The sequence below is a fragment of the Shewanella sp. Pdp11 genome (genome assembly GCF_002838165.1).
Taxonomy (GTDB): Bacteria; Pseudomonadota; Gammaproteobacteria; order Enterobacterales; family Shewanellaceae; genus Shewanella; species Shewanella hafniensis.
The window spans coordinates 4,260,513-4,280,175 of the sequence record NZ_CP015194.1 but is presented as its reverse complement, the minus strand read 5'-3'; the positions used below and the strand labels follow the sequence as shown (position 1 = coordinate 4,280,175).

15 protein-coding genes and 1 pseudogene are annotated in these 19,663 nt (G+C 47.0%); 8 read left to right on the top strand and 8 right to left on the bottom strand.

What is annotated here, in order from left to right:
- The first annotated feature begins 115 nt into the window (after nt 1-115).
- A complete protein-coding gene (torR, locus tag AYJ58_RS18815; protein ID WP_106651293.1) occupies nt 116-826 on the top strand; it encodes a two-component system response regulator TorR in 711 nt (236 codons plus the stop codon).
- On the opposite strand, the gene torT is transcribed toward torR, so the two are convergent.
- Entirely contained in the window at nt 823-1,902 is a 1,080-nt protein-coding gene (torT, locus tag AYJ58_RS18810) for a TMAO reductase system periplasmic protein TorT (RefSeq protein WP_198555516.1), read from the bottom strand. The two genes, torR and torT, sit on opposite strands and share 4 nt — an antisense overlap.
- A 58-nt stretch (nt 1,903-1,960) precedes the next feature.
- Here torT and torS point away from each other — a divergent pair, with 58 nt between their 5' ends.
- Entirely contained in the window at nt 1,961-5,056 is a 3,096-nt protein-coding gene (gene torS, locus AYJ58_RS18805; protein WP_106651292.1) for a TMAO reductase system sensor histidine kinase/response regulator TorS, read from the top strand.
- Between the two features lie 77 nt (nt 5,057-5,133).
- On the opposite strand, the gene torD is transcribed toward torS, so the two are convergent.
- The 4 genes from torD to torE form a co-directional block, all read right to left on the bottom strand.
- Nucleotides 5,134-5,763 (bottom strand): molecular chaperone TorD, encoded by a 630-nt coding sequence (gene torD, locus AYJ58_RS18800; protein ID WP_106651291.1) that lies wholly within the window; start codon nt 5,761-5,763, stop codon nt 5,134-5,136.
- 90 nt (nt 5,764-5,853) lie between these two features.
- Entirely contained in the window at nt 5,854-8,343 is a 2,490-nt protein-coding gene (gene torA / locus AYJ58_RS18795) for a trimethylamine-N-oxide reductase TorA (RefSeq protein WP_106651290.1), read from the bottom strand.
- A gap of 15 nt (nt 8,344-8,358) precedes the next feature.
- A complete protein-coding gene (gene torC / locus AYJ58_RS18790; protein ID WP_106651289.1) occupies nt 8,359-9,537 on the bottom strand; it encodes a pentaheme c-type cytochrome TorC in 1,179 nt (392 codons plus the stop codon).
- A gap of 43 nt (nt 9,538-9,580) precedes the next feature.
- The gene (gene torE, locus AYJ58_RS18785; RefSeq protein ID WP_012089866.1) at nt 9,581-9,757 is read right to left on the bottom strand and encodes a trimethylamine N-oxide reductase system protein TorE; all 177 of its coding nucleotides are present in this window, start codon (nt 9,755-9,757) and stop codon (nt 9,581-9,583) included.
- Between the two features lie 524 nt (nt 9,758-10,281).
- Between torE and AYJ58_RS18780 the strand changes: the two genes are divergently transcribed.
- Nucleotides 10,282-11,634, top strand: a complete 1,353-nt coding sequence (locus tag AYJ58_RS18780) for an NCS2 family permease (protein ID WP_106651288.1) — start codon at nt 10,282-10,284, stop codon at nt 11,632-11,634.
- Between the two features lie 62 nt (nt 11,635-11,696).
- Here AYJ58_RS18780 and AYJ58_RS18775 read toward each other — a convergent pair whose 3' ends face one another.
- The 3 genes from AYJ58_RS18775 to AYJ58_RS18765 all read right to left on the bottom strand — a co-directional run bounded on the left by AYJ58_RS18775 (nt 11,697) and on the right by AYJ58_RS18765 (nt 15,271).
- Complete coding sequence (locus tag AYJ58_RS18775) at nt 11,697-12,128, bottom strand: CBS domain-containing protein (protein ID WP_106651287.1); 432 nt, start codon at nt 12,126-12,128, stop codon at nt 11,697-11,699.
- Nucleotides 12,129-12,228: 100 nt separating this feature from the next.
- Complete coding sequence (locus AYJ58_RS18770; RefSeq protein ID WP_106651286.1) at nt 12,229-14,157, bottom strand: GNAT family N-acyltransferase; 1,929 nt, start codon at nt 14,155-14,157, stop codon at nt 12,229-12,231.
- Entirely contained in the window at nt 14,147-15,271 is a 1,125-nt protein-coding gene (locus tag AYJ58_RS18765) for a UDP-2,3-diacylglucosamine diphosphatase (protein WP_106651285.1), read from the bottom strand. The genes AYJ58_RS18770 and AYJ58_RS18765 overlap by 11 nt, the downstream gene beginning before the upstream one ends.
- 447 nt (nt 15,272-15,718) lie before the next feature.
- Here AYJ58_RS18765 and AYJ58_RS18760 point away from each other — a divergent pair, with 447 nt between their 5' ends.
- The 5 genes and pseudogenes from AYJ58_RS18760 to AYJ58_RS18740 all read left to right on the top strand — a co-directional run bounded on the left by AYJ58_RS18760 (nt 15,719) and on the right by AYJ58_RS18740 (nt 19,486).
- A complete protein-coding gene (locus AYJ58_RS18760; RefSeq protein WP_106651284.1) occupies nt 15,719-15,973 on the top strand; it encodes a type II toxin-antitoxin system Phd/YefM family antitoxin in 255 nt (84 codons plus the stop codon).
- 10 nt (nt 15,974-15,983) lie between these two features.
- The gene (locus AYJ58_RS18755; protein ID WP_106651283.1) at nt 15,984-16,340 is read left to right on the top strand and encodes a type II toxin-antitoxin system RelE/ParE family toxin; all 357 of its coding nucleotides are present in this window, start codon (nt 15,984-15,986) and stop codon (nt 16,338-16,340) included.
- Nucleotides 16,341-16,761: 421 nt separating this feature from the next.
- Nucleotides 16,762-17,559 (top strand): annotated as a pseudogene (locus tag AYJ58_RS18750) (transposase); the annotation flags it as partial.
- 80 nt (nt 17,560-17,639) lie between these two features.
- Nucleotides 17,640-18,617, top strand: a complete 978-nt coding sequence (locus tag AYJ58_RS18745; protein ID WP_106651282.1) for a transposase — start codon at nt 17,640-17,642, stop codon at nt 18,615-18,617.
- A gap of 329 nt (nt 18,618-18,946) precedes the next feature.
- Complete coding sequence (locus tag AYJ58_RS18740) at nt 18,947-19,486, top strand: hypothetical protein (RefSeq protein ID WP_037428558.1); 540 nt, start codon at nt 18,947-18,949, stop codon at nt 19,484-19,486.
- Nucleotides 19,487-19,663 lie beyond the last annotated feature (177 nt).

Here is a 19,663-nt window from a genome sequence, read left to right as displayed (position 1 = left end):
GCAGAGCAATTTTTTGTTCAATAAAGCTACCGAGATCGCATATTTAACCTTTCACTCATATGCAAATATGAAAAAGTATGAATAATTCACTTAGGTAAAATAAGAGAAATTGAAAATGGCTTACAGTGTGCTGGTTGTCGACGATGAAGCGGTTATCCGTGCGCGATTAAAGGGATATTTTGAAAAGGAAGGTTATCGCGTTGTTGAAGCGGCCGATGGCGAGCAAATGTGGTACGAGTTTAATCGCCAGCATATCGATTTGATCATGCTAGATATCAATTTGCCCGGTGTCGATGGTTTGAGCCTGACCCGTGAGCTACGCAGCCGCTCCCATGTGGGCATCATTCTGGTCTCTGGGCGGGATGAATCTATCGACAAAATCGTTGGTCTCGAAATGGGCGCCGATGATTATGTGACTAAACCTTTCGAGCTGAGGGAGTTGCTGGTTAGGGTTAAAAACCTTCTATGGCGGATTTCCCTTGTGAAGCAAGCCGAGCTGGCGGTCGCCGAAGAATTATCCCAACCGGACGATGTGTTAAGTTTCGAAGGTTATCAACTCGAACTCAACAGCCGTAAATTACGCCATGGCGATGTGTTGATCAAACTCACCAAAGCGGAATTTGAGTTACTGGTCGCATTTGCTCTGCATCCGCAGCAAGTCTTATCCCGTGAGCGTTTAATGCAGCAAACCAGTCACCGTAATCTGGATGTCAATGACAGAACCATAGATGTGATCATTCGCCGTCTTCGCAATAAACTCGACACTGAATTGTTTGTCACTGTTCATGGGGAAGGTTATTTATTTGCCGCTAAAGTGGACGATTAATGCGAGTGAGGTCGCACTTGGTACAGAGGGTAAAAGTCGGCCTCCGCTAGACTGAAATCTAATTGAGACAAAGTGTTAGAGGATGATGTTCGCTTGATGATCGCAGGGCCTATATCGCCAAATGCCTGAGCGCCTTCGAGTTGTTTCACTGTAACATCAATGGCGAGTTTTCCCTGTAATACGACTAGATCATCATTACTGTAGATGACTTTTTCCCGTTTGAGCCCACGCACAATGGCGGGGGACAAGTAACTGCTTACTAGCTTGACTCTGTTACTTAATCCCTTTTGTTTCAAAGTACTAATGGCGGCCTCAATCGCCACTGCGCTGCCGAGAATATAATCTGGCTGCTGAGCTTTAAGCAGCATCTGCAACTGGTCACGATACAAATTGCGATTATTATCGGCGTGCTGAATGGCACTAATCTTGACTTGGCTCCCTTCAAGCGCCTGACGTATACCTTGCTCAACTAAATCAGTGCCACCTAGGTTTTCCGGTCCGGCTAAGAGTGCCAAATTTGCCGTTTGTTGCGGATGTTGTGATGTTGCATCGGCTTTGATGAAGTTACCCGCCAGTAGCCCCATTTGATACCAGTTGACGCCAATATGAGTTTTGACTTGGTCACTATTAAGTTTATTGACTAGGGCTAGCACGGGTTTAGTCAGTGGCGCGGTAAATTGGGCAAGTAAATCAGGGCTGACTGAGCCCAGTAAGATGGCATCATAGTCGCCTTGCATACAGCTTTGCAGCTGAGCCAGTTGCTTATCTATATGGTAATAACTGCCAGCTTCGAAGAGATCGAGTGAGACGCCAAGGGTTTTCGCATGTTGGATCAGTCCATAATCAATGCCAATCCAGTAGGCATCTTTGAGGTGTGGCACTAGGGCACAAATCCGCCAAGGCTGTTGGGCTTTTGTCAGTGGTAAGTAGTTTAATGTTTGGGATTGCTGGATTTTGACATTGAATGGCGTGCGCTGCTCTAATGGCCAAGTTAGAGGTTCACTTGTCGCATAGCCTGAAAACACGAGGCCAAATGTGGCGAGTGTGAACAATCGTTGCCAATATTTTCGCATCATCCCGTATTATCCGCTAAGCATAATCTTGGGTGGCATTGTAACAGTTTAAGGAAGATGTGTGGCTCCTTTATCTTTATCGCGAACCAGTTTAACCGGTCGATTAATGCTCGCCTTCAGTGTGTTAGGCGTATTGTTGATGCTGCTTGTTAGCTTAGGCAGCTTAAGTCTGCACTGGTTAAAACAGGCCGACAGTTACTTGTACGAAGAGTCGCTCCCCGCATCCCAAGCGGCAAGGCAGCTAGTACAAGCTTCTAATGCCTTGTCTGATGGTGTGCAGCAGTTAGGGCGGGTAGAAGATGAACGACAACGGGAGTTTATTGGTCGTAAACTGAGCCTTGAAAGTGTCAATATGTTTAATGGCATCAAAACCTTAACCATATTGGATGTCGACGAAGGCCAAAATCTGAACCAGCTGGCCGAACAAATCATCAGCCAATTAACTTTACTTGGCAAAAGTGTGGGTCGGCGTTTGACCATGGGCGATGAATTGCAGCTTAAGGCCCATGAATTGTCCATTGCAGCAGGACATGCCTCCGAATTACTTCAATCTGAGCTCGCCGTGGTGAATTCTGCCATCTTGGCGAAGTTGAGTCAGGCTTATCCAGATATGGCAGGGGCGAAGCACAGCGGCCGATTGCTCGACGATGTGATTGAGGGCGAACTTGATATTCAAGAGCAGCTCAATCGTGCCCTTAAGCTAGTTCATCAAATTGCCTTGTTAAGTCAGTTATTTGAATCCTCCGAATTGCAGTCAGAATTGCAATTAAGTGTGCCGAAGTTACTGGCGACGTTTGCAAACTCGAATCCTTCCCCGAGTTTTACCCTTCCTGAGCCTGAGATAGCGACGGCAATGGACAGGGCGCTCGCCCATAAGACGGATTCAGTGCCTGCTTCGAGTGACATCAATATCGATTTGATGGCGCTCGATAATGTGCCCGAGATAATTCGCGACCCGGGGCGTTTGCAGGCGTTAAAAACCGAATTAGCAGTGTTGGCGCACACACCGCAAATCATTAAATTGCAGCGGGAATTAAGTCAAACACTGCAGCAGCAACAGCGTCAGCAGCAAGAGTTAGCCGAAAAACTCTATGGACTCAATACGCTGGTGGATCGCGCCCTAAATCAACAGCAACAACAGGCAGAATTGGCTCGTAGTGATTATCTACACCAATTGTCCCTTGCTAGGCTTGGGCTTTGGGGCACAGGTGCCTTGATGTTTGTGGTGATTGGCTTTGTGATCTATCGAGTGATTTATCGCGGAATCACCCTTAGGTTAAATCAGGCGACCGAAGCCATGTCCCGCTTGAGTTTAGGTGACACTGACGTGAGTTTAGAGGCTCACGGGGATGATGAACTGACTGCGATGGCCAATGCTATCGAAGCCTTCAAGCGTAAAACTGCTCATAATCTTAAATTACAGGCTGATTTACGTCAGGTGGCAGATGAGTTGACCGAGCATAAAAAGGCGCTGGAGCAAACCGTTGCTGCCCGCACGCAAGAGTTAGCCGATACCAATAATCGCCTCGATGCCGAAGCCAAGGGCCATGCTAAAGCAAGGCAAATAGCCGAAGAGGCGAGTCAGGCAAAATCCCAATTCCTTGCGACCATGAGCCACGAAATTCGCACACCTCTCAACGGTTTACTCGGCACATTAACCTTGCTCGGTCACAGTAACTTACCGCCAGCACAGCAGCAAATGTTAGCGCTATCGCAATATAGCGGCACGTTATTGCAAACCGTGTTGAACGATATTTTAGATTTTTCGCGCCTTGAACAAGGGAAACTCAGCCACGAGCCAAGGCCAACCGATATCAATAGCTTGCTCGATGAAGTGCTGGCGATCATGGTTGCCGGTGCTAATTTGGCTGGCCTCAGCCTCAAAATGAACAAACCAAAGCTACCAAGTTGCATCAATATCGATGGGCCAAAGTTGCGCCAAGTGTTGTTCAATCTCATAGGTAATGGCATTAAATTTACGCAAGAGGGCGGTGTGACGCTAAGCGTTAGTTTGCAGGGTACTCAACTGTCTTTTGTTGTACAGGACACGGGCGTAGGTATTGCGCCTGCGGCACTCGATAAATTGTTTGTGCCCTACAGTGCTTTACCGAATCAAGGTCGCAGTCGAGGTACGGGGTTAGGGCTCGCCATTTGTAAGCAATTGGTTGAGTTAATGGATGCTAGCGGCCGCGGGATTTGGGTCAAAAGTCAACCAGGGAAAGGCAGTGAGTTTGGTTTTGAACTGGCCTTTAATGAATGCGATATGACCTATGTCAAAGCGGTAACAGAGAGGGTATTAGTGCCTACTCGCCAAGTGCTGGTGGTAGAAGACAATAAAGTGAATGCTATGGTAGCGCAGGGATTTTTAGCGCACTTAGGTCACAAGTCAGTGCTTGCTGTCAGCTGCCTGCAGGCGCTTGAATTTGTTGAGTCTAACGGCGTGGCTTTCGATGCTGTGATGCTGGATATTCAGCTCAGTGATGGCTCAGGAATTGATTTACTGCCGCAGTTAAAAATGTTGATCGCCAATCCTAGTGTGAAGTTTGCCGCCTTTACCGCCCAAATGCAGAGCGAAGATTTACTGCATTATCGCGAGGCGGGATTCGATACTGTTTTAGCTAAGCCTCTGAGTCTACAAACCCTTACAGAATGGCTTGGTGTGGCGGCTTCTCCCTTGTCTGCATCCATTTCATCATCGACCGTTAATGACCAGTTATCTGCGCCGCTTCAAGTCGCAACGGTAGCTAAGATTGCAGCGGCAATCGCGGATGTCGATGATGAGCCATTATTAGACCTCAAACAGTTAGCGCAAGATAAGGACGTACTCGGTAGCGAAGCTATGATGTCTATGCTCGATCTTTTTAGCGATTCGAGTCGTGAGCAGCTTGCCAAGCTGTCGGTAGCTAATAACCCTAAGGAAGAGGTCGCCAAGTTGCTACACGCGCTTAAGGGCAGCAGTGCCAGTATGGGACTGATAGCGTTAGCTAAATTATGTAAGGAGTTAGAGCTGACGATAAAAGCCAGTGCAAATAAAGACAGTGTAAATAAAACCAGTGCCGATAACGCGTTGGAGCACAGTGAATTTCAGCGGCTTGAGTCTTGCCGGCAGACATCCATTGCCGCCTTGAGCCAATGGTTAGCTGCACAAAACGACTGAACTTGCCGGCTCATAAACCCACCTGCTCATCAACCTATTGGGTAGCGTTAGCCTAAAGATAAGTCGCTCTAGAATGTTTAGCTAATCACCGCCTCAGCGGTTTCAAACTGTGCGATATCTTGCTTAACCCAGGCTAAGGTGAGTGTGGCAACGGCACTATAAAAACCGTTTTTGTCGCATTGAGTGAGTTGGTCAATAAATTTCGCTAACCAAGAGTCGACGCAGGTTTGCAAAAAGCTTAATTGGACACTGTCTTCACTGTGACAACATAAGTGCGCCATATAGGCGAGCATCACGGCCAAATGGTCGGCGGGCTCAGGGAAATGACTCTGCACTTGTAGTTTGCTCTGGTGTAAAAACTCACTCATCTGTTGATGTTGCTGACCAAATAGCAGCGGTTCATCTTCGCCACTCAAATACAGGCTAGCATAGGGTGAAGCGCTGTGTTTGGTGCCAACGAGAAATAAACCGCAGTAATCCGCCGCGAGTTCGAGTAACGCTTCATCATCTTTTATCCCATTGAGTGTGCTGCGAATTTTGTCCACTGACTGAGTGAACTTCGCCTCTAGGCTAAGCTGTTCCCAGAATTGCTGCGCCGCTTCGCTGGTGAGTTCTTTAAGTCTTTGCTCGTCAACATCGCGGGCAAAAAGTGATGATAACAGCTGATAAACCAAGGCTCTGGCGTGGTTGATATCGACTTGACTCATAGTATATTCCTCAACACGCCCTAGTTTTGGCGCTAAGATTGGATGCTGAGACGCGCCGCGTTCGGCGCATCCAGCGTTTCGGTTTTAAGGTTAGATTTCGACTTCGAGCGGGCCATCGAAGGAGCTGACCTTAGGCACTTTGCCTTGGTATTTTTCAAACTCGACTAAGCAAGTATAGGCTGAGCAAGCTTGGGCAAGTTTAGAGGTGCCTATGTCTAAAGTGAGAGTGTTAGGATCGCCATAACTACACAGGGCGCCGACTTCAGCTCCCCCTTCAACGCTGCCATCTTTGCCCACAGGCCCATACCACGCGCCTTCGTGAATTCGCACAATCCCTTTAGGGAAGTTGTCCGATACCACAGCACCCGCCAACAGTTGGCCACGGTCGTTAAAGACTCGCACTATATCGCCATCTTTGATGCCACGTGCTTTTGCGTCGACAGGGCTGATATACACAGGCTCACGGCCATTGACTGCGTAGGTCTCGCGATATTCTCGCGACTCACACATCTGCGAGTGTAAGCGCTTGTCTGGGTGGCATGACTGCAACCAAATCGGATGCCTGTCAGAGCCAGGGCCGCCATGGCTACGCTCGGTTTTTTCCATCCACGTTGGGTGACCTTTACAGTCATCGTAACCGAATTGATCAATCTTACGGCTAAAGATTTCAATCAAACCTGAAGGCGTGCCTAGTGGATTGATTTCAGGATCGTTTCTAAAGTCTGCATGGCGCGTCCAGACTTCACCGTCACCAAAATGCACATAACCTTGTTTCCAGAAAGTCGCAAAGTCTGGCATCTCAAACTTGCCCGCGTTGGCGGCTTTGCATTCGTTATAGAGGGTTTCTAACCACGCCATTTCACCCATGTTACGGGTGTATTCTTTCTCTTTGCCGAGCAGCGCGGCAAAGCGTGTGAAAATTTCAAAGTCCGACAAGCTATCAAACAGTGGTTCAACCATTTTCTGCATGGCTAAAATACCGCGGTTAGCATAGGCGCCGTACACGTCAATATCGTTGCGCTCATAGGTAGTACAAGCGGGCAGCACGATATCCGAGAAGCGGCAAGTTGCTGTCCAGTTCACATCGACAGTGACCACACACTCAAGCTTATGGAAGGCTTGTTTCATGCGGTTTCTGTCTTGGTGATGGTTCCAAGGATTATTACCCGAGAAAATCATCATCTTGATATCGGGATAGACCACTTTCGAGCCGTTAGCATCAATGGTTTTGCCGGGTTCGAGAATCGCATCAATCCAGCGGGCAACCGGAATCGTGCTGCTCGCGCCCTTGAAGTCTGAGCTATCGAATAGCGGCTTTTGATTTTCGTCCAAGTTGCGGGGGAAAGCACCAGGTGCTGCGGCACCCGATGAAGGTACGCCGATACTCGAGTAGTGGTGACCATAGCTGATGCCACCACCGGGAAGCCCGATTTGGCCAATCATGGTCGCCAGCACCGCCGCCATCCAATAGGGTTGTTCGCCGTGTTGCTGGCGCTGGATACACCAACCCATCATGAACTGAGTGCGGCCCTTGACTAAGGTTTTAGCCAAGTCGCGGATAATATGGGCTTCAACACCACAGATTGGCGCGGCCCATTCTGGGGTTTTGGCTACGCCATCTTTAGTGCCCATCACATAGGGCACAAACTCTTCAAAACCTAAACTGTAGCCTTGGATAAATTTATCGTCGTAGAGCTTTTTGCTGATCATCTCGTGGGCGATGGCCAGCATTAAGGTCACGTCTGTCTGTGGATTAACGTAGAGTTGCTCGCAGCCCAAATAGGCTTGGGTCTTAGTTACCACAGGGTCGATACTGATCACGCGGATCTTGCCTTGCTTCACTTTCTCTTTTAACTGCGCAAGGTAGGCAAAAGACTCGTGGGTTTCCGCATTCCAACCTACTTGCAGGTTCTTGTACGGATCGTTCGACCACAGCACGATAGTGTCGCTGTGTTCTAAGATCAGCGGCCATGAAGTGCCTTGGGCATACACTTCGGTTGAACCTAACACATAGGGCAGAATCGTTTGGCCTGCACCTGTGGAGTAGTCGCCGATTTTCTTCACATAGTTGCCGTGCATCCCCACAGCGCGCTGCATATGGCTAGTGCTGGAGTGCAGTTGACCCGTGGCGCGCCAACCAGTTTGACCAGCATGCAGACCCGATGGACCGTATTGGGTTTGGACCTCATCCAATGAATGCTTAAACAGTGTTAATGCCTTGTCCCATGTGACTCTAACAAAACGGAAATCACCCCTTTGTTGGGTATTGCTCTTATGGCCTTTGAGTAAAAAATCTAAGCGCACCATAGGGTAACGCACGCGGGATGGATTGTAGACCATACCGCGGATACCGTTAATCATATCCGTTGGATACTTATCTAAGTCGAAGGGTTTTACTTCGGCAATCACGCCGTTTTTGCGCTTCATTTTAAAGGCGCCGAAGTGTGAACCTGTGGTTAGCCATTCGTCCTCATTGATGCCCGCTTTGGCTAAGGCATTTAAGGGCGCTAACACTGAGCTGCCACCTAAGACAAGGAAAGAGGATGAGCCGATACCCTTTAAAAAGTCTCTTCTGTTCATGGTATTACTCCCGAATTAGTGCTCTTTTTTCACAAAAGTTGACGAATGTTCCTGCAGATATTTCTGCACTAGTGCTTGCGTGTCTTGGTCCATATTCACGAAGGCCAACATGCCTTGGAACATTCCCGGCCAAGTATTGGCGTCAAAATGCGCCTCATCGGGTTGGGTATGGCAAACACTGCAGCTGGAGCGGAAGGTATCGCGGGCATAACCCCAAAGTGGTTGCAGCTCGGTCAGCAGATAATCCTTGTCGGTCCAGATTTGCGCTTCGATACGCTGCCATTTAAGGCCTGTCATTGGGTCTTCTTTCTCTTCAAAGGTTTGGATTACACCTTCGGTTTCGGCTGCGTCTTTGGTTAACTGTGCCGACAAAATGTTCACGCCAAAGTCCATGTAGATCACGCGGCCTGCACCGATTTTTTTGCGCCAACCATCGATGCCAATTTTGATGCGTTTGCCTTGGGTTTCGAGCACTTTGACTTTCGTTGCTACGTTGAGTGTGCCGGCTTCCACATCGCCTTTATCTGTGAAGAATAAGGGCTTAGTCAGGGCGCTATAGTAGGTTTGGTTGGTTTCGACTGAGCTGACGCCAGCGCCGACTTCGGCGATGAGTTCAGGTGCACGGGCCGTGCCCATTTCCGGTAAGTGATGGGCAATACCTTTGTGGCAATCGATACAGCTTTGGTCGATTTCTGCGGCGCGTTTCATCTGTTTTTGTGCCAGCGGGGACATGCTTTCCCATTTCATCGAGTTGTAGTTGTGACAGTTTTTACAGGCCAGTGAATTATCGCGATCGAAACGTTTCCATTCGCGACTTGCCATTTCTAAGCGTTTGGCTTCGAATTTTTCTGGGGTGTTGACTGTGTTAAATAGCCAACCCCAGACATCGTGGGAGGCTTCCATCTTACGGGCGATTTTACGGCTCCAGTTATGGGGCACGTGGCAATCGGGACAGGTGGCGCGCACGCCAGAATGATTCGACCAATGCACAGTTTCCTGCAGCTCTTGGTAAGGCTTGCTCTCCATACTGTGGCAGCTAATACAAAAAGCTTCGGTATTAGTGGCTTCGAGTGCAGTGTTAAATCCGCCCCAGAAGATGATACCCATGATAAAAGCGCTGATACTGACGGCGCCTAAGGTCAGCACTTTGGTGGGTTTGTTCAGTGTGCGCCAGAGGTTGGTTAACCACTTCATAATCGCGTCCTCAAAAAGTAACTATATGGTAAATAGATATAAATTAGTGGCCGACAACGCCGCCGAAGGCTTGGATCATCCAAATGATGAAGCCGTAAATACTGATCCCTGCGATAGTGAGCGCGGGGAAGAGTAAAAAGATGATGAACCCGAGTGCTTTTAACTCATTTTTGCGCGTGGATTTATCCGATGTGGGTGTTTGTTGGTGTGGCTTTGTCATTGGGCTCGACTCCGAACGAAAGCGATTTTTGATATGAGCACTATAAAGGGGAGATGTGAATGGACTTGCTCGCTGTGATGAATGGGGTTTGACAATATATGAAAGATTATGAAAACTTTATTGTGGGCGTAAGTTAAGCCCTGCTCTGGCACAATTCGGCGGTGATTAATGTGAGTTCAATAGGCCGTGATGTCATCGTTTTGGATGGTTTTTTGAACAACTGATTTCGGCTTTTGTCGCTAATTTTTTATCGAAGTGTAGGGGATGTCTTAGCTATCTGGCGGCGTTTACAGTATTATCCGCGGCCAACAAAGGCTGCGTTTGCATGGTTAAAGTGATTTTAACTGGGCAAAGCATCACTGCTTGCAGATCATGGATTTTTCCCACAGTAGGAAAATGATGTGGATCTCTCACCCAAGTCTGATGGATTTGGGGCTCTAATCTGCCGCAGCCAGCGTCGCCAATTGCGTTTTAGGTAATTGGTACCGACCCCATTTTAAGAGATCACAAGGTATAACAACATTATGTCTGAGCAATTGAGTTCAACAGCCGTACCCTCTGGTTCGTTTCTGGACCGTTATTTTTCTATTCAACAACGTGGCAGCACAGTTCGCCAAGAAGTGATTGCGGGATTAACGACTTTCCTCGCTATGGTCTACTCAGTGATTGTGGTGCCTAACATGTTAGGCCAAGCGGGATTTGATCCCGGCGCCGTGTTTATCGCCACCTGTTTAATTGCATCATTTGGTTCTTTGCTCATGGGTTTATGGGCAAACTTACCTATGGCGATTGGCTGCGCGATTTCGCTCACCGCCTTTACGGCCTTTAGCTTAGTGCTCGGTCAGGGCATGTCGATTCCGGTTACCTTAGGCGCGATTTTCCTAATGGGCGTGACGTTTACACTTGTGAGCGTGACGGGTGTTCGTCAGTGGGTACTGGCTAATTTACCAAAGGGCATAGCCCACGGTACAGGCATAGGTATCGGCTTGTTTTTACTTTTGATTGCGACTAACAGTGTGCAGTTGATTGTGGCCAATAGCGCAGGCTTACCGGTGAAGTTGGGCGATATTAACAGCTTGCCTGTTATTGCGACCGTTATAGGTTTAGCGGCAACTATCGGTTTAGAGCGCCGCGGTGTACCTGGCGGTATTCTGTTGGTGATTATCGCGTTATCGGTATTTGGTTTAGTATTCGATCCGAGCGTGAAATACCAAGGCTTATTCGCCTTCCCCGATTTCACCTCTGAGCATTCGCTCATAGGCCAACTCGATATTATGGGCGCCTTTAATCCTGTGGTCTTGCCTATCGTATTAGCGTTAGTGATGACGGCGATTTTCGATGCGACTGGCACTATCCGTGCTGTGGCTGGGCAAGCGAATTTACTCGATAAAGACGACAATATTGTCGGCGGCGGTAAAGCCTTAACTTCAGACTCAGTCAGCAGTATGGTGGCGGGTTTAGTGGGCGGCGCACCAGCGGCAGTGTATATCGAGTCGGCGGCGGGTACGGCGGCGGGCGGTAAGACAGGTTTAACGGCGACTATCGTTGGCGTACTGTTTTTATTGATGATGTTTTTAGCGCCGTTAAGCTACTTAGTGCCTGCCTATGCGACAGCGCCTGCTTTAATGTATGTGGGTTTGTTGATGCTGAGTAATGTGGCGAAACTCGACTTTGACGATAAAGTTGATGCCATGTCGGGCTTAACTTGCGCAGTGTTTATCATCTTAAGTTGTAATATCGTTACCGGTATTATGCTAGGTTTTGTGACACTGGTGGTAGGCCGTATCTGTAGCGGTGAATGGCGCAAACTGAAAGTAGGCGTGCTCTCCATTACCTTAGGTTTAGTGGTGTTCTATATGGGTGGTTGGGCGATTTAAGCTAGGCAAACTGAGTGATTTTAACTGAGTTATTGTAAACAAAAGCGAGTGCAGTCCTAGGATTAGCACTCGCTTTGATTTTGTGTTCTGTACTCACAATAGGCCCGCAGTAAGTCTTTCCAAGTGACAATCCCAACCAATTTACCGTCCTCTAACACGGGCAGGCAGCCTATGTCGTTGTCTAACAAAATACGGGTTGCCGTGTCTAAATTGATGTGGGGCGCAACGGTCAGCGGATTACGAGTCATCACTTGATGCACACGTTTTTGCAGGGTTTCTAAGTCTCTTGCGGTTTCGGCGCTACTGCCCAAATTCGGGCTAATGGCACGCAGCAGATCCCGCTCCGATAACACGCCTTCAAGTTGATACTCATCGACGACCAACAAGTGATGAAAGTTCGCTTGGTCGAAGATTTCCTTCGCCACAGTTAATCTGTCGTCCATTTCAACCGTAACGACTCGGGTACTCATAATATCGGCGATAATGATCGGCATGATGATCCCCTGATAAGCTTGCGCATCCTAGGATGCGCTCTGTTAATGCGCTGCATTACAGTTACTTATAACAGAGTGGTGCATGTTTAGCCAACACCCATTACAAAGTTTTAACGCAAAGATCTTGGACCTCTGGTTCATCATCCGCTGTGATTGGCATCCGCTCAGATTCGGGCAAGTGCGCGCCTATGTAGCGTTGATACTTTTTGCCTTTCAGTTTGTGGGTGTCCACCAGCACTAAGCCATCGATACAATCGCCAAAGTCGGCGTCGATACCAAAGGCGAGAAACTTAACCCCATCAGCCTTACACAGCTCACCATATTGCTTGTAGAGGGTAGGCACTGCAGCGCCCATACTCGCGAGCACTTGTTTGAGTTGTTTGAAATTACTCTGATAATCCTCGGAGAAATACAAATCATCTAACTTGGTTTTTTGGGATTTGGATAAACCAAAGGGCGACATGGAAACCGCCATCTGCTGCGCAGGCGCAAATTCTCGCGAGTAAAAGTGCACGAGCATTTCTCTGGCGCTGCCGGGCAGTTGATTACTGATAGACACTGGGCCAAATAGGTAGCGATATTCAGGGTGTTTGGCGAGATAAGCGCCTATGCCAAACCACAGATAATCTAAGCTGCGTTTGCCCCAATATTTAGGCTGCACAAAACTGCGGCCAAGCTCTAAACCTTGTTTCACGAAGGGCATAAAGCTGTCGGCGTATTGAAACAGCGATTGGCTGTAGAGGGCGTTTTCGCCGTATTTTTCTAAGACTTTGTCGCCACTGGCAAAACGGTAGGCGCCGACAATTTCAAACTGCTCTTTATCCCACAGTACTAAGTGCTGGTAGTAGGAGTCGTATTTGTCGATATCGCGGCGTTTGCCCGAACCCTCACCCACGGCGCGAAAGGCGATTTCCCGCAGGCGACCAATTTCCCGCATGATGGGATTGCTGTCGTGGTGCTGGTACAGGTAAATCAACTTGTTATCTTGCGTCTCCCCGAGCAGTTCGCATTGCTGCAGCGCCGCTTGCAGTTCGCGGCGCGATTCAGGGTGGGCGATAGCGTTTTGGGTGATAAACAGCGGGTCTTTATCTTTGCCGATACGATACAAGTGATTTTTAAGCAGTTTTATTTTGGTCTTGAGCGGAAAGTCCATCGAGCGCACGGCTTCATTGGGAATAAGCTCGCCGATACGGATCGGCATATTGCGTTTCGCCTGTTTGAACATTTCCTTCACTAGCAATAGTGTGGCGAGTGGCTTGTAAATCATAGATGCGCCGTAGAAGGTGGCGGAGTTTTTGGCATCTAAAAATATCGGCAGTAAGGGGGCATTACAGGAAATCGCCATCTTTAAAAAGCCAGAGTGCCACTGAGTATCACGCACGCCGTTAGGACGCAGACGCGAGACTTCGCCCGACGGGAAAATCAGCACAGCGCCTTCGTTACGTAGGTGCTGGTGGATTTTTTCTAAATGCTGTTTCGGTGTGCCGCCCGTCATATTACGCACAGGCAGTAAGATTGAGTGCAGCGGTTCCAGCGCCATCAGGAGTTCGTTGGCGACGACTTTGATATCAGGGCGAATTTCGCTGATAAGCTTGATGAGCGCTAAACCATCGAGTGAACCTATGGGATGGTTGGCGAAGATCACCACTCGGCCTTCGCAGGGAATGTTTTCAATCTCGTTGGCGGGCACGGTAAAGCTAAAGTCGAAACTCGCCAGCACTTGCTCGACAAAGTCCACGCCCTGTAAATAGGCATATTGATTGGCGATATCGTTGCATTGTTTTTCATTGAGCAGGTAACGCAGCATGGCCTTGGCGGGTTTAGCGAGCCAAGGTTTGTCGTTGATCGACGGCAGATTCTGTTCAACCACATTATCAACGGTAAAAATCATACGATTCGCCTTTATCGCAGCACTCTGCATAGCATGATTGTTATGGCTAAGGTCGCTGTTTAGTGACTGTTTATTGTGTGTAACAGTGTTATCTGATTGATTAATATTATTTATTTTGTTCATAGTATTAGGCAACATCCCTTGGGCGAGTTTCGCCGGTATTTGTGTTTGGCATTGGCTGCACTGCCGTTTTTTGTTGTTGGTTTTTGTGCGTCTCATGCGGCTGTTGCACTAACGCTATGCTGCTGAGAATATCGAGATTGAGTGTCTGTTCATTCCAGCGGCACAGCTGTAATTCACCGCTTAAGGTTTCTGTGATTAAGCTGCAGTTTTCGACCCAGTCACCGTCGTTGGCGTAGATGATCTGCCGTTGCTCAGGCGTACTTTGGGGCGTGCAGTATTGTGCAGCTCTGGGGTGAGTTGAGAGTTCCGGCTGATGGATATGGCCGCAGATCACGCCGTCAACATCGAAATGCTGGGCATAGTTGAGTACCGCTTGGCGATAATGTCCGATAGCGGCTTGAGCCTTACCCACTTTGGATTTGATGTAACTTGCCAGTGACCAATAGGGATAACCTAAGCGTTCCCGTAAGCTGTGGAGATTGCGATTAAGGAACAGCAATAAGTCATATAAATGATCGCCCAATATGGCGTAGAAGCGACCGACACAGACATCGCCATCAAACTGATCACCGTGGAGCATCAACAATTTATGGCCGCCAATTCCGTGGTGAATATGTTGGCGGGCAATTTTGATATTCCACAGGCTTAGCTCGGCATAGGGCTTGATCAGTTCGTCGTGGTTGCCCGGCAGATAAATCACTTGGGTGCCGTTTTGTGCCAGCTCTATGAATTTTTGTAGCACCTTATTGTGGCTATCGGGCCAATGCAGTTTACGTTTCAGCGCCCATAAATCGACTATGTCACCGACCATATACAAGTGCTGACAACGCACAGTTTCAAGCAAACTGAGCAGGTAGTCGGCCTTGCAATCTTTACAGCCTAAATGGATATCCGATAGCCAGAGGGCGTTAACTGTGATGCTTGGTGTATGGGGTGATGCCGTCTGGTCTGAAGTTAATGCGGATGGGGCAAAATAGGCGGGATTAAATCGGTTTGAGGATGTAGGTGCTGATGTCGGAGCTGATGTAGGTGTTTGCGTCGAGCGGTTAAAGGTAGGAGGTGAAAGGCTAGGGTCATTTATCTGTCCCTGCGCAGTTGTTTCAAATTCCTTGAAATTAAATCCTGTCATCTCGTATTCACCCCATTAGGCTGTTAACGAATATGAGCTTAGTGAGGGGCTTTGACTGAATGATGAAGTTTAGATGACATGCAGATGACAAAAGGTGGATTAACTTGGACTGAACCTGCAAGATTCACATAAGAATGCAATTAGAACCGACAGTTAGTTTGCAGCATGAATTGTCATTGTTTCCCCTGTGACACGCCATGAATATGTCCATATAGGCTCGACGCTGTAGGTTCCCCTCATAATTCTAAACAGTACATATTAAAATGAATTGACAAATAAAGACTACAGGACTAAATTTGGTCTTGCTCATTCCAGACGATTGATTGAGTCAGCAAGCAATGTCCAAATATCGCCACTTCATATTTGGAATCGAAATCAGAGCAGAAAAGCAACGAGAGGATTGGTTAGTTTTAGGATAGAGAGAAACTAACCGAAAAGGTGGAGCAAATGCATGAAAGAACACTAAGCAACGTAAAACCAATCAGTTACATGAAGGCGAATGCTGCCAGATTAAGAGAGGAATTAGCATTTGAGCCGATGTTTGTCACTCAAAATGGTGAAGAAACATTAGTGGTTCAAACTGCTGAAGCTTATCACTTGATGCAGGAGCAACTCGCGTTTATGCAATTGGTTATCGACAGTGAAAACAGTATCAAAGCTGGAAAAGTTATGAGTCTAGACGAGATGCTGTCCGACCTTTAGGGCAACCATTATGAATAGTGCGCTACAAATATTGTACACCGATGATTTTAAAGCTGATGCGAAAGTAGCAATAAATTGGAAATCAAAGGTGATAGGAAATTCAGAAGCAAGGGATGCGATTAAAGGTCTTTTACAAGACATAGATAACCAACTGCGATTGTTTCCTGAATCTGGGAGAAAAATAGAATTTATACCTATCGGTGTGCACTATTTAGAGCTACTAAAAGGTGACTATAGAGTTGTTTATAAGATTGATAAACAACCTAGTGGTAAATTAACCCTCTATTTATTGATGTTTTGTCATCAGCGAATGGATTATCAAACGTTGATGCGACAACGCCATATGATGAAAATCATTGGGCGCTAAAAATTCTCTTCTATATAAAATGTGAAGCATCGGCGCGTTATGCGCCAATGCTGCTATTTGTTGAAGTGGATATATCAAACATCAGTTTTAGCTAAGACGGACTAATGTACATATAGATCAGCGTTTTGATTTTTTCAGCATGAAACTCATTAATAATGGTTGACGCGTAAAAGTCAAAAACACAAAATTGTGGGTTAAAGCGGGTTAAAGCGGGTTAAAGCGGGTTAAAGCGGGTTAAAGCGGGTTAAAGCGGGTTAAAGCGGGTTAAAGCGGGTTAAAGCGGGTTAAAGCGGGTTAAAGCGGGTTAAAGCGGGGACATATATGGTCACCTCGCAAATAATAAAAGTGGACACCCAGCCTAAATAGCGCAGTTGTTAACCTCCGACTATGCTTGGGTTAAGCATTAAACAAGGAGGTTTGTATGCCGCGCCCACGTAGAACTCAGATAAGTGTTGAAGACACACCCTATTACCATTGCTGTAGTCGCGTTGTGCGGCGTGCGTTTTTGTGTGGTGATGATGCCTATTCGGGAAAAAATTATGACCATCGCCGCGCTTGGGTAGAATTGCTACTGTTTGAACTCGAAGCGGTTTTTGCCATTGATGTGGCGGCCTTTGCTGTGATGTCCAATCATCTGCATGTGGTGCTGCGGGTCGATGTCGACAGCGCCAATCGTTGGATTGACCGCGAAGTACTTGAGCAGTGGCATAAGCTGTTTAAAGGCGATGAATTAACGCAAAAATTCGCCAAAGGTGAGTTAGTTGAGGCGCATGAAGTTCACAGATTAAAGCATTCAATCGCAATTTACCGCAGCCGATTATGCGATATTTCATGGTTTATGCGCTGCCTTAATGAACCGATAGCAAGACAAGCAAATCAAGAAGATAACTGCACTGGCAGGTTTTGGGAAGGTCGATTCAAATCCCAAGCCTTACTCGATGAAGCTGCGGTGTTAGCCTGTATGACTTACGTCGATTTAAATCCGATTAGAGCGCAACTGGCTGATACACCAGAACAATCCGACCATACCAGTATTCAGCTGCGTATTCGGGCCGCCTTAAAAGGTGAGCAACCTAAAAATCTACTGCCTTTTATCGGTAATGAGCGCGACAACCAGCCCAATGGCATTGCGTTTTTATTATCGGATTACCTTGAATTGGTCGATGATACAGGTCGAATTATTCGAAGTGATAAACGTGGGGCAATCAGTATAAACAATAAAAATGGACACCCAGCCTAAATAGCGCAGTTGTTAACCTCCGACTATGCTTGGGTTAAGCATTAAACAAGGAGGTTTGTATGCCGCGCCCTCGCAGAACTCAGATAAGTGTTGAAGACACGCCTTATTACCATTGCTGTAGTCGCGTTGTGCGGCGTGCGTTTTTGTGTGGTGATGATGCCTATTCGGGAAAAAATTATGACCATCGCCGCGCTTGGGTAGAATTGCTACTGTTTGAACTCGAAGCGGTTTTTGCTATTGATGTGGCGGCCTTTGCAGTGATGTCCAATCATCTGCATGTGGTGCTGCGGGTCGATGTCGACAGCGCCAATCGTTGGACTGACCGCGAAGTACTTGAGCAGTGGCATAAGCTGTTTAAAGGCGATGAATTAACGCAAAAATTCGCCAAAGGTGAGTTAGTTGAGGCGCATGAAGTTCACAGATTAAAGCATTCAATCGCAATTTACCGCAGCCGATTATGCGATATTTCATGGTTTATGCGCTGCCTTAATGAACCGATAGCAAGACAAGCAAATCAAGAAGATAACTGCACTGGCAGGTTTTGGGAAGGTCGATTCAAATCCCAAGCCTTACTCGATGAAACTGCGGTGTTAGCCTGTATGACTTACGTCGATTTAAATCCGATTAGAGCGCAACTGGCTGATACACCAGAACAATCCGACCATACCAGTATTCAGCTGCGTATTCGGGCCGCCTTAAAAGGTGAGCAACCTAAAAATCTACTGCCTTTTATCGGTAATGAGCGCGACAACCAGCCCAATGGCATTGCGTTTTTATTATCGGATTACCTTGAATTGGTCGATGATACAGGTCGAATTATTCGAAGTGATAAACGTGGGGCTATCAGTGTAAATAGCGCTAAGTTACTGGCAAGATTAAATATTCCCCATGATAATTGGCTCAAGCTCACTACTGAGTTTGGCAAGCTATTTCATGGTCCGGTGGGTACGCTGCAAGCACTCACTGATTACTGCGAACATCTAGAAAAGCGACGACGGCACTTTGCGGCAAGCTGTCAGCACTTTCACAGCAACTAACTGTAATCCTGCTTAACTAAACCAATCACTGCCCATGTGTTTTATTGGGTGGGTTAGCATGTCTTAAATACACTATTTTTAATGAGTTAGCTCATTTTTATGCCTTAGCTTGAGCCCTTCAACTTTTGATGACTCTCATTTAAGCAATTTTAGCTCGTACAAGTTGTAGATAAACCAAAAGTGCATTATGTTGTTGATCTAAAATGGATGGCCAGATTTTTTTTCATCACTCGTGGCCTTTGGCCACTGGGACGTCAAACGCTAACGCGTTTTTCCGCCCGTGTTCTTTGCGTTAGGTGTCAATAGCAATTCATCTCATGGCTTCTCAAATGTATATGAAAAAATTAAGTGAAATAACAAGAACGGAAGTTTTTTTTACTTCATCTCTGCATCATGCGTATGTCAGCGATCGTGAACCGCTTCAAACGTTGTTAATCAATAAGCTAGGTTTGGATAGTGGTGTTGAAATAATAGATAGTGGCTATGAAATATGTTTATTCAGAGATTTAGCGAAAGAGGGATATATTGGTCGTGAAGATAAGTCGTTTGAGAAACAGACATTCGATAATGTGTTTGTTCTTTCTGATGAATCAATCGTATTGGTTGAGGCCAAAGCAAACCAAAAATTTAGCCCTAATCAAATCGAAAAGATGGTTCTTGCTAAAGAAATGATACAGAGTAGTGAGCTACCTTGGAATCAAGTTTATCTTGTAGGGTTGTGCTCATCGAAATACAGGCCTAAAGCAACTACTGTTAGGAATTTCGACGCCGTTATTACTTGGGCTGAAGTTGCGGTATGTTCAAATGAACACAGAGCTGTTTTTGAACGAGCCGATAACATTTACAATGACCGCGCAGCGCACAGCTAACAAAGTTGTAAACGCGAACAAAAAACAGTTGGCTTTGTTCGTGCCTCACAAAATTTTAGCCAACAATTTTTTGCCGATTACAACGCCGTTATCGCCATAGAAATTTTTATCCGAAATTCGCCTGATGCAGCCGAGGTTCTGACACGCTTTTGTCCCAAAGTGAGTTGTGTGCTGTCG